General features: G+C 52.9%; 5 protein-coding genes. 4 read left to right on the top strand and 1 reads right to left on the bottom strand.

The window, feature by feature from the left end:
- Positions 1–165: 165 nt before the first annotated feature.
- Entirely contained in the window at positions 166–735 is a 570-nt protein-coding gene (locus H6A34_RS11245; RefSeq protein ID WP_205105592.1) for a phosphatase PAP2 family protein, read from the bottom strand.
- 271 nt (positions 736–1,006) lie between these two features.
- Here H6A34_RS11245 and H6A34_RS11240 point away from each other — a divergent pair, with 271 nt between their 5' ends.
- The 4 genes from H6A34_RS11240 to H6A34_RS11225 all read left to right on the top strand — a co-directional run bounded on the left by H6A34_RS11240 (position 1,007) and on the right by H6A34_RS11225 (position 11,128).
- Positions 1,007–1,879, top strand: a complete 873-nt coding sequence (locus tag H6A34_RS11240; protein WP_205105591.1) for a PepSY-like domain-containing protein — start codon at positions 1,007–1,009, stop codon at positions 1,877–1,879.
- 603 nt (positions 1,880–2,482) lie between these two features.
- Positions 2,483–5,458 carry a PEP/pyruvate-binding domain-containing protein gene (locus H6A34_RS11235; RefSeq protein WP_205105590.1) on the top strand — a complete coding sequence of 992 codons (2,976 nt, stop codon included), beginning with the start codon at positions 2,483–2,485 and terminating at the stop codon, positions 5,456–5,458.
- A 596-nt stretch (positions 5,459–6,054) separates the two neighbouring features.
- Positions 6,055–8,754 (top strand): 4-alpha-glucanotransferase, encoded by a 2,700-nt coding sequence (locus tag H6A34_RS11230; protein ID WP_205105589.1) that lies wholly within the window; start codon positions 6,055–6,057, stop codon positions 8,752–8,754.
- A 253-nt stretch (positions 8,755–9,007) separates the two neighbouring features.
- The gene (locus H6A34_RS11225) at positions 9,008–11,128 is read left to right on the top strand and encodes a glycoside hydrolase family 97 protein (RefSeq protein WP_205105588.1); all 2,121 of its coding nucleotides are present in this window, start codon (positions 9,008–9,010) and stop codon (positions 11,126–11,128) included.
- The last annotated feature ends 251 nt before the right edge of the window (positions 11,129–11,379 follow it).

Raw genomic sequence — 11,379 nt, 5'->3', positions numbered from 1 at the left:
ACGTGGCAAGCTCAAGGGTTACGTACATGCGTCCCTTTTTCTTTAGCGAACTTATCTCACACGACAGCCTGTCGGCCTGGGCCGTGTAGTATTCCTTCAGTTGTTCCTTCGTTGAATAGCTGTTATCCATGTATGTTTTGTTTGTTAATAGACTGGTGGCAACAGTTACAGTCCTACCACTACGCACAGCCCCGTTGGGCCGACGGCTACGTCGACGTTCTTTTTCCATCCCGTCATCTTGTCCCCGAGCCAGTATCCGGCCTGGACCGACAGCACCCCGATGGCAGCTCCAGCGAACACGTCGCCCCATCTGTGGCGGTTTCGGCGCACACGGTCTATGGCCGTAGCAGTGGCAACGGTGTATCCGGCCACGCTTATCCAGGGGCTTACTTCGCGGAATTCCTTGTCAAGTATGGCGGCCCCGAAGAAGGCGAACGACGTGTGTCCGGAGGGGAACGAGTGGCGGTCGGTGCCGTCGGGGCGTGTAGATTTGATGGAATATTTCAGCCCGTAGGTAAACGCGGCGTCGATGGCGAAGGCCGTAGCGGTGTTCACAATAAGCCGTTTCCACGGACTTTGGCTCTCCACTCCGGCGGCTTTCAGCACGTAGGCCGACGCTATCGGCACGAAGCGCAGGTAGTCGTCAATGCCGTCGCCGTGGTATTTCTCGTACTGTGCCGAGGCGTTTAATGACATCATCAGCGCGATGATGAAGGTCAGCAGTCTTGTATTCATGCTTGCAAAGATAATCAGTTTTGGGCAGAGCGGCAACATTTATGTCGACATATTGCCGTCATGCCCGCTTTACCTTATTATATATAAAGACACCGGAAAATGCGTGTTGTGTAAAAAATATTACGAAAATATTTCATGTTTTCAGGTTCATTTCAGATTTGCCCTCTAACTTTGCTTTCGTAAAAACCGGCAAGGCGTCCGTAAGACGGCAGCTTGAGGGCCGGCAGAGATAATGAAACAGGAATAATAAAAACAAAAAAACGAGATGATTATGAAGACTATTGATTTATTGAAGTGGACAATGATGTGCGCTTTCGGGGCGCTGGTGGTAACGTCGTGCAGCGACGATGACGATGATGACGGCGCTCGCGTGCCCGAGGCTGTGCAGGTTGCGTTCGACTCGAAGTACGGCAATGTGGGCCGTGTAGAGTGGGACAGGGAGCAGGGCGGATACCTCGTTGCCGAGTTCCGCAAGGACAACCGAGAGCATGACGCATGGTTTACGGAAGGCGGAGAGTGGGTGATGACCGAGGTTGACTATGTACGCGACCTTACCGCGCTGCCCCAGGCGGTTCAGGCCGGATATGCCGCTACGGTGTACGCGCAGGACGGATGGACCGTTGACGACATCGACGAGATACAGCGCCCGTCGTATGAGACCTTCTATGTAATCGAGGTTGAGAAGGCCGGTCAGCCCGACTATGACCTCTACTTCGACCTTAACGGCACGCTGTTCCGTGAGCTGCAGGGCGAAGGCGGAGGCAACTACGGCGACATGATAGGCAACGGGATGCCCGACGAAATCAAGCTGTTCATCGACAACAACTACGCTGGCGCTACCGTGGTAGACTTTGACCGTGACGCCCGTGGATACGAGGTTGAGGTGCGCCACGACGGCAAGAGCAAGGAGATACTGTTCGACACGTCGTATAACTGGATACAGACATCCACTGACATGACGCGCGACATCCCGGCAAACATCCGTCAGGCTGTCGAGGCCCAGTACCCAGGCAAGCGCATTGACGACTGCGACTACATCGAGACCGCGCAGGGCGAGAAGTATTATCTAATAGACCTTGACAACCATAACGTAGACCTCAAGGTGACCGAGGACGGCCAGATAACCACGACTCCCGACTATTAATCACCATGATATGCGGCGGGCAGAGACCTGACAAGGCACCTCTGCCCGCCCTTGTTTTTATCGCTTTGTAATTCGCTGATATTCAGCGACTTTGCGAAATGCCGTCTTTTACCTTCCAAAAGACGGCATTTTAGCGTGTAATTGACGGCATTTCGGAAAACAAAAGGCCACCTTTCGCAAATCGTTAGAAGTTTGGTTGTACGGTAAAACATAATCTTCAGGTCTATTTCTTATAATATTTTCCAATCCAGGCGGTCGCATTTTGTCATTCCGTGTCGGCGCACGGAATCCAGAAAACATCCTGCCTTAATCAATAAGTGGGTGCATTCATGGATTCCGTGCGCCGACACGGAATGACAAAGTGCGACCGCCTGGATTGAAAGAGGGTATTGTTTCCCCGACGGTTTGCTACCGCTTGGATAGGAAGAGGGTATTGCTTCCCTAACGGTTTGCTACCATTTGGATTGAAATAAGATTCAGTATGACAGTCGGTCATCGCCGACCGTATTCCTTATTTTACGTACCTGAATTTGAAAATTGGCGCAGGCTTCTTTGTTTTCGGATATTTTCCGTACATTTGCAGCTAATATAAAACCTCTTGATATGAGTGAAAACACACCACAGCAGTGGAATAAATTTTACCTGAAGGACGTCACGTTCATGAACCTGATGACGCGGCGTATCTTCAACGTGCTCATCATAGCCAATCCCTACGACGCCTTCATGCTCGAGGACGACGGCCGTATTGACGAGAAAATATTTAACGAATACACCGAGCTGGGTATGCGTTACCCGCCTACCTTCACCCAGGTGAGCACCACAGAGGAGGCCGCCGACGTGCTTGCTTCTACCAGCATAGACCTTGTAATATGCATGCCCGGCAACGCGGACAACGACGCTTTCACTGTGGCACGCGACGTTAAGGACAAGTTTCCGGACATTCCGTGCGTCGTGCTGACTCCATTCTCGCACGGCATTACGCGTCGCATGGAGAACGAAGACCTGTCAATATTCGAGTATGTGTTCTGTTGGCTGGGCAACACTAACCTCATCATGTCCATCATAAAGCTCATTGAGGACAAGATGAACATCGAGCACGACATCGCCGAGGCCGGCGTGCAGATGATTCTGTTGGTGGAGGACAGCATACGTTTCTATTCCTCCCTGCTGCCGACGCTTTACGGTTACATCCTTACGCAAAGCCAACACTTCTCTACCGAGGCGCTTAACCCGCACAGCGCAATGCTCCGCATGAGGGGCAGGCCTAAGGTGGTGCTCGCCCGTACGTATGAGGAGGCTATGGCTCTGTACGAAAAATACGCCGACAACACGCTCGGCGTAATATCCGACTGCCGCTTCCCCAAGGACGGCGAGAAGGACTCAGAGGCCGGACTTAAGCTGCTGCGCGAGATAAGGGAGCGCAACGAGTATCTGCCGCTGATACTCCAGAGCAGCGAGACGGAGAACAAGGCGAAGGCCGAGGCCGAGCATTTCCGCTTCATCGACAAGAACTCTAAGACGATGAGTCTTGACCTTAGGGCCATCATGGCGGAGCACATGGGCTTCGGCGACTTCATCTTCCGCGACCCAAAGACCCACAAGGAAGTAATGCGGGTGCGCACGTTGAAAGAGCTGCAGGACAACATCTTCAAGATACCTTACGACTCAATGCTCTACCACATATCGCGTAACCACATGAGCCGGTGGCTGTGCGCCAGGGCGATATTCCCCGTGTCGGAGTATCTCAAGACGGTAACATGGCATAAGTTGCAGGACGTTGACCTGCACCGCAAAATCATCTTCGACGCCATTGTGCAGTACCGCCATATGAAGAACATAGGCGTCGTGGCCGTGTTCGACCGCGGAAAGTTCGACCGTTACGCCCATTTCGCCCGAATAGGTGACGGCTCGCTGGGCGGCAAAGGCCGCGGACTGGCGTATCTGGACAATATAATAAAGAAGCATCCGGAGTTTAACGAGCGCGAGGGCGTTAGTGTGTCGATACCTAAGACGGTGGTGCTATGCACCGACGTGTTCGACCAGTTCATGGAGAGCAACAACCTTTACGAGATAGCCCTGAGCGATGCCAGCGACGAGGAGATACTCCGTCACTTCCTCCGCGCGCAGCTGCCGGACAAGTATATAGCCGACTTCTTCACCTTCTTCGACGCTACTAACAGGCCCATCGCCATCCGCTCGTCGAGTCTTCTGGAGGATTCGCACTACCAGCCGTTCGCCGGAATCTACTCGACATACATGATTCCCAACCTCGATGACAAGTACCAAATGCTGCAAATGCTCGCCGCGGCAATCAAGAGCGTGTACGCCTCGGTGTACTACAAGGACTCAAAGGCGTACATGACGGCCACGAGCAACGTCATAGACCAGGAGAAGATGGCCGTCATCCTGCAGGAAGTAGTGGGCAAACAGTACGGCGACAGGTACTATCCCAACATATCGGGCGTGCTGCGTTCGATAAACTATTACCCCATAGGCGACGAGACATCGGAGGAAGGCATAGCAAGCCTGGCGCTCGGCCTGGGCAAGTATATCGTGGACGGAGGCCAGACGCTGCGCGTCAGTCCTTACCATCCCAACCAGGTGTTGCAGATGAGCGAGATGGAGATTGCGCTGCGACAGACGCAGACACAGTTCTATGCGCTCGACATGAAAGACGTTGGCGGAGACTTCAAGGTTGACGACGGATTCAACATCCAGAAGCTCAAGGTTAAGGAAGCCGAAAAGGACGGCTCGCTCAACTATATTGCCTCGACGTACGACCCCTATGACCAGGTAATCCGTGACGGCATTTACGAGGGCGGCAGGAAAATCATTTCGTTCTGCGGAGTGCTGCAACAGGGCGTGTTCCCCCTGCCCGAACTGCTGCAAATGTCGATGAAGTATGGAGCCGAAGGCATGCGAAGGCCAGTGGAGATAGAGTTCGCGTGCAACATCAATGCCGACCGCACGGGTGAGCTGTACCTGTTGCAGATGCGCCCGATTGTGGATAGCAAGCAGGTGCTCGACGAAGACCTGACGGCCATAGACGACTCGAAATGCCTGCTGCGCTCGCACAATTCGCTGGGCCACGGTATCAGTGAAGACGTTGTCGACGTGGTTTACGTCAAGACGGACGACAACTTCACCGCGTCGAACAATCCCCGCATAGCCGACGAGATAGAGCGGATAAACCGCAAGTTCCTGGCCGACGGCACCAACTACGTGCTCGTAGGCCCAGGCCGTTGGGGCTCAAGCGACTATTGGCTGGGCATTCCCGTGAAGTGGCCGCACATCAGCGCGGCGCGCGTGATAGTTGAGGCCGGACTGCCAAACTATCGCGTTGACCCAAGCCAGGGCACGCACTTCTTCCAGAACCTGACGAGTTTCGGCGTGGGATATTTCACCGTCAACACTTACAAGAACGACGGCATATTCCAAAAGGAACTGCTCGACGCCATGCCCGCCGTTGACGAGACGCAGTACGTACGCCACGTGCGCTTCAGCAGTCCGCTGAAAATAATGATGGACGGGATGAAGCAGGAGGGCGTGGTATTGCTCCCGTCGGATGGCGGCCGCTGACATATTGCGGCATGGGCAGCGGCTTGCTGACGGCATGGCGTGCTAATGTAGACATTTTTTCCGTAAACCTCTTTCAGTTGTCAGTTCGGAACTTAATTGCCTGGCCATCAGTTGTTTATGCGCTGACAGATGTCCGCCAAACATCTGTCAGCGCATTTTCCGTCAATTGCCGGCATGAAGGGAACTGAAAGATTCATCCTCAATCTTTCAGTTTCTAACATTTTGATAACCAGAGTGTTAACCTCTGTCCTGACAGACTGACAGAAGTTTAGCTAAATTATCATCATTTGTTTATGTTGTAAAACAAGGCCTTTTACCTTGCGTTTTGTGCTCTTTTGCAATGTAAAAGACGGCATTTTAGCTTGCGATTGACGCCCTTTCGGGATGTAAAAGATGGCCTTTCGGAAGGCGAAAGGCTGCATATGTCGTAGCTGGTTGTTAGTGCCACTGTTTCAGGGCATTACGAAGCCTGTGGCGACGGGTGGAAAGTTTAGATGTAAACGATTGCACGTTCAAAAGGAACAATCATCGGAATTTTGCTTTATCCTTATTTTTTTTATTGCTATCTTTGAAGCGAAATTAAAGACCTGTTACCTATGAATATACTTTTGAACATCACTTACGATACGAGTTTCGGCGAGGAACTCGTACTGAATCTTATAACCGGAAGGGAGGAAGGTTCGATAGTCACCACGCCTTACAGAATGCATACCAACGACGGTCACGTATGGAAGTGTGACCTTAATCTTGGGCTGGAGACCGGTACACACATTGATTATTATTATACAGTAGTGCGCGGCGAGACTACAGTAGTGCGCAGCGAGTGGGTTGTTGAGCCCCACAGGCTTGAGCTTACGAGCATGAGGGGCGGCCCGTTTGTCGTATATGACCACTGGCTCGGAATTCCGTCAGACTCTTATCTGTACAGCTCGGCCTTTACGGACTGCATACGGCGCAGGCGCATGAGCCCTGCGCCGCTGGTCAATTATCCCGTTACGGCGCGCGTAAAGGTGCGTGCCCCTCAGCTCAAGGGGCGCGAGAGGCTTGTGCTTGTAGGCTCTGACCTGTCGCTCGGGGCGTGGAATGTGGCTGACGGAGTGACCATGTACGAGCACAATTATAACGAGTGGGTAGCCGATATTGATGTTACCAGGCTGGCGGGACGCACGTTCGAGTTTAAGTTTGTTGCCGTCGACGTACACGACCCGGGCGACCTGCTTTGGGAGGACGGTATGAACCGCCGCATTGACCTGCCCGAAATGAAGGAGAACCAGGTTGTCGTGTATGAGCTTGACGAGGCTTTCTTCCCGATATACGATGTCAGGTGCGCCGGCACCCAAGTGCCCGTGTTCTCGTTAAGGTCGCGGACCAGTTTCGGCGTCGGCGACTTCGGTGACTTGAAGAAGATGGTGGACTGGATATCAAAGACGCAGCAGTGCGTGCTGCAGCTGTTGCCCATCAACGACACCACCACCACCCATACCTGGACAGATTCGTACCCGTACAGCTGCATAAGCATATTCGCCCTGCATCCGCAATATGTTGACTTGAATGCCCTTCCGCCGATAGAGGATGAGGCCGAAAGACAGCGCTTTGAGGCATTGAGGCAAGAGCTCAACGCCCTGCCGCGGATAGATTATGAGCGGGTGAACAACGCGAAGACGGAGTATCTGCAAATCCTTTATGGCCAGGAAGGCAAGAAGGTGCTGGCCTCGGCGGAGTTCAAGAGATTCTTTGACGAGGCCGGAATATGGCTCGTGCCCTACGCGCAGTATTGCTACTTGCGCGAGAAGTACGGCACGGCAGACTTCTCTCGGTGGCCCGACCACAACCACTTTGACGAAAGTGAGCGCAAAGCGCTGTCGGGACAGCGCAACGTGGCCTTCAAGAACGTGGCCTTTTATTATTACGTACAGTTCATCCTGAACACCCAGATGTCCGAAGTACACGATTACGCGCGCGCAAAAGGCGTAATACTCAAGGGCGACATTCCTATCGGCGTTAGCCGTTACGGCTGCGACGTGTGGCAGGAGCCTCGTTACTTCAACCTGAACGGACAGGCCGGAGCGCCGCCTGATGACTTCTCGGTTAACGGGCAGAACTGGGGATTCCCCACGTACAACTGGGACGAAATGCTGAAGGACGGATGCCGTTGGTGGGTTCGCCGTTTCTCGAACATGGCTAAGTTCTTCGACGCTTACCGTATAGACCATGTCCTCGGATTCTTCCGTATATGGGAAATACCTGTCAACGCCGTTCACGGACTGCTTGGACAGTTCTCTCCGGCGCTCGGCATGACACGCGAGGAGATAGAGGCCTACGGCCTGCATTTCCAGGAAGAGCTGTTTACCGAACCGTTCATTACCGACTGGGTGCTTGACCGTATGTTCGGCGAACGTGCCGACATGGTGCGCCAGACATATCTCGAGCCAACGCATGACGGCCGTTACCGCATGAAGGAAGAATACAACACGCAGCGTAAGGTCGAGGCTGCCTTTGCCGACAAGACCGATCAGGACGACCTCAATCTGCGTGACGGACTGTACGCATTGATCAGCGACGTGCTCTTCGTTCGTGACCATAAGGACGCAAACAAGTTCCATCCAAGGATTTCGGTACAGTTCGATTTCATTTACGAATCGCTCTACGACAGCGACAAGTATCTGTTCAACAAGATATACAACGACTATTATTACCGCCGCAACAACCAGTTCTGGTATCGCGAGGCGATGAACAAGCTGCCCAAGATAGTCGAGGCTACGCGCATGCTTGTCTGCGCTGAAGACCTCGGAATGGTGCCCGACTGCGTGTCATGGGTGATGAATGAGCTGAAAATACTCAGTCTTGAACTGCAGTCAATGCCTAAGGATCCGCACGTGCGCTTCGGTGTCCTCGCGCGTAATCCGTACCGTTCGGTCTGCACGATTTCGAGCCATGACACGCCCACCTTGCGCCAATGGTGGGACGAGGACTGGACACGTACGCAAGATTTCTTCAACAACGTGCTCCAGAAATACGGCGCCGCGCCGCACCCATTGCCTGGTTGGCTGGCCCGGGACATAATCTCGCGCCATCTGCTCTGCCCGTCAATGCTCTGCATTCTCACCATACAAGACTGGATGTCGATAGACGAAGGCCTGCGTCTTGCTGACGCCGATGCCGAGCGAATCAATGTTCCGTCGAATCCGCACCACTACTGGCGTTACAGGATGCACGTCAACATTGAAGACCTTATCGAAGGACATGACTTCAACCAGAATATCACCGACTTGGTGAAGGAAAGCGGGAGAATGTGAGTGATAGAGTAGTTATGTCTTTGAGGGGTTAAGGAGTAATGAAGTTAAGGAGTTAAGACAAATGACTTGTTCATTGGACATGGATAAGAAACGGTAACGGATATAATGATTATATTAATGATATTTATATCTGAATGGCAGTGTAATAACCGGCAACTCATTTGTCTTAACTACTTAACTCCTTAACTTCTTTACTCCTTGAGTGCTGTTCAATGATGATATTTAACATGAAAATAATAAACCTTAGACAATTATGCGAAAAGTATTAATGGCATTATTGTTGCTGCCGCTGATGGCGACAGCACAGACGGTGACGTCGCCTAATGGCAATGTGGAAGTGAAGTTCTCACTGGATAACGGACGCCCCACGTACGAGATGACCTACAAAGGCAAGGCCGTAGTCAAGCCGAGCCACCTCGGGCTGGAGCTTGTGAAGACCAAGCATGCCAGCAAGGGAATGGAGGAGACCGACCTTATGGACGGCTTCACCGTTACGGATACACAGACATCGACGTTCGACGAGACGTGGAAACCCGTGTGGGGACAGACCGCAACGATACGCAACCACTACAACGAGATGGCCGTTACGCTGAACCAGCCTGCCTCGAAGCGAAACATCGTGATACGTTTCCGCGTGTATGACGACGGCATGGGACTGCGCTATGAGTTCCCACAGCAGAACGAGCTCAACTATTTCGTGATAAAGGAGGAGCACACCCAGTTCGCCATGGCTGGCGACCATACCGCCTGGTGGATACCCGGCGACTACGACACTCAGGAGTACGAGACAGTGGAGTCAAAGCTCTCCGAAATCCGCGGGCTGATGAAGGACGCCATAACGCCCAACTCGTCGCAGACCCCGTTCTCGCCAACCGGCGTGCAGACGGCGCTCCAGATGAAGACCGCCGACGGCCTCTACATCAACATCCACGAGGCTGCGTGCGTAAATTACGCCACGATGCACCTCAACCTTGACGACAAGGCGATGGTATTCGAGTCATGGCTTACCCCCGACGCTCAGGGCACGAAGGGCTACATCCAGACGCCTTTCAACACGCCGTGGCGCACCGTTCTCGTAAGCGACGACGCCCGCGACATGCTCTCTTCGAACCTTATCCTCAACCTGAACGAGCCTTGCGCCCTCGACGACGTTAGCTGGATACGCCCAATAAAGTATTGTGGCGTATGGTGGGAGCTTATCGTTGGCCGCAACACATGGAGCTATACTAACGAATATCCGTCGGTACGTCTCGGCGTAACGGACTATAAGAACAGCAAACCCAACGGCACCCACGGCGCCAATAACGAGAATGTGAAGAAGTATATCGACTTCGCCGCCGCCAACGGACTTGACGAAGTTCTCGTTGAGGGATGGAACGAAGGCTGGGAGGACTGGGCCGGACACTCTAAGTTCGACGTGTTCGACTTCGTTACCCCGTATCCCGACTTCGACATAAAAATGCTGAACGACTACGCCCACTCAAAGGGCGTGAAGCTCATGATGCACCACGAGACCTCGTCGTCGGTGATGAATTACGAGCGCTGGATGGACAAGGCGTACAAGCTGATGAACCAATACGGCTACGACGCGGTGAAGAGCGGATACGTAGGCGACATCATTCCGCGTGGCGAACATCATTACAGCCAGACGATGAATAACCACTACCTGCACGCCGTAAAGGAGGCTGCAAAACACCATATCATGGTCAACGCCCATGAGGCAACGCGCCCGACGGGCCTCTGCCGTACGTATCCTAACCTCGTGGGCAACGAGAGCGCCCGCGGAACAGAGTACGAGGCGTTCGGCGGAAGCCGTCCCGACCATACCGTAGTGCTGCCCTTCACCCGTCTGCAAGGCGGTCCGATGGACTACACTCCGGGTATATTCGAGACAAAACTCGACACATGGAGCAGCAATCCTTCATACGTACACACCACGCTCGTGGGTCAGCTGGCGCTGTATCTCGTGATGTACAGTCCGCTGCAGATGGCTGCCGACCTGCCCGAACATTATGAGAAATACATGGACGCGTTCCAGTTTATCAAGGACGTAGCCGTTGACTGGGACGACTCTAAGTACATCGAGGCAGAGCCCGGCGACTATATCACCGTGGCGCGCAAGGCCAAAGGAACGGACAACTGGTTTGTAGGCGGCAAGTGCGACGAGAACGGCCACAAGGCAGTAGTTAAGCTCGACTTCCTCGACAAGGGCCGCAAGTATGAGTGCACTATCTACGCCGACGCCAAGGACGCCGACTACGAGACCAACCCCAAGGCATATGCAATAACGAAGAAGACCGTAAAGAAGGGCGACACGCTCAAGATAACCGAGGCCCGTGGCGGCGGTTTCGCAGTGTCGTTGATGGCCAAGTAGGGCTTGAGTGGAATAGAATAGTAGTAGTGGTTGAAAGGAGTTAATGGATAATCAATCACCGATACGTTTTCAAAAGACGGTTCTTCCGCAGTTTTGTTGGATGGCCTTTCAGCAACATAAAATTGAGCACATCGAGTTTTTCTTTTAAAAGATTAAAAATCAATAGTTTTGTTATATAATTTGAAGTATGGATAAGCCGGATAGTTTTATAGCCCTAAATTTCAATTTAATCAATATACAGGTACTGATTA

It is taken from the genome of Marseilla massiliensis (assembly GCF_016899855.1).
Taxonomy (GTDB): Bacteria; Bacteroidota; Bacteroidia; order Bacteroidales; family Bacteroidaceae; genus Prevotella.
Note: the sequence above shows the minus strand (reverse complement) of the source record. Positions and strands in the feature narration are given on the sequence as shown.

What these genes read in the sequence shown, in the direction of transcription:
- H6A34_RS11245 (WP_205105592.1), bottom strand. Translation starts at nt 735, where the DNA reads ATGAATACAAGACTGCTGACCTTCATCATCGCGCTGATGATGTCATTA.
- H6A34_RS11240 (WP_205105591.1), top strand. Translation starts at nt 1,007, where the DNA reads ATGAAGACTATTGATTTATTGAAGTGGACAATGATGTGCGCTTTCGGG.
- H6A34_RS11235 (WP_205105590.1), top strand. Translation starts at nt 2,483, where the DNA reads ATGAGTGAAAACACACCACAGCAGTGGAATAAATTTTACCTGAAGGAC.
- H6A34_RS11230 (WP_205105589.1), top strand. Translation starts at nt 6,055, where the DNA reads ATGAATATACTTTTGAACATCACTTACGATACGAGTTTCGGCGAGGAA.
- H6A34_RS11225 (WP_205105588.1), top strand. Translation starts at nt 9,008, where the DNA reads ATGCGAAAAGTATTAATGGCATTATTGTTGCTGCCGCTGATGGCGACA.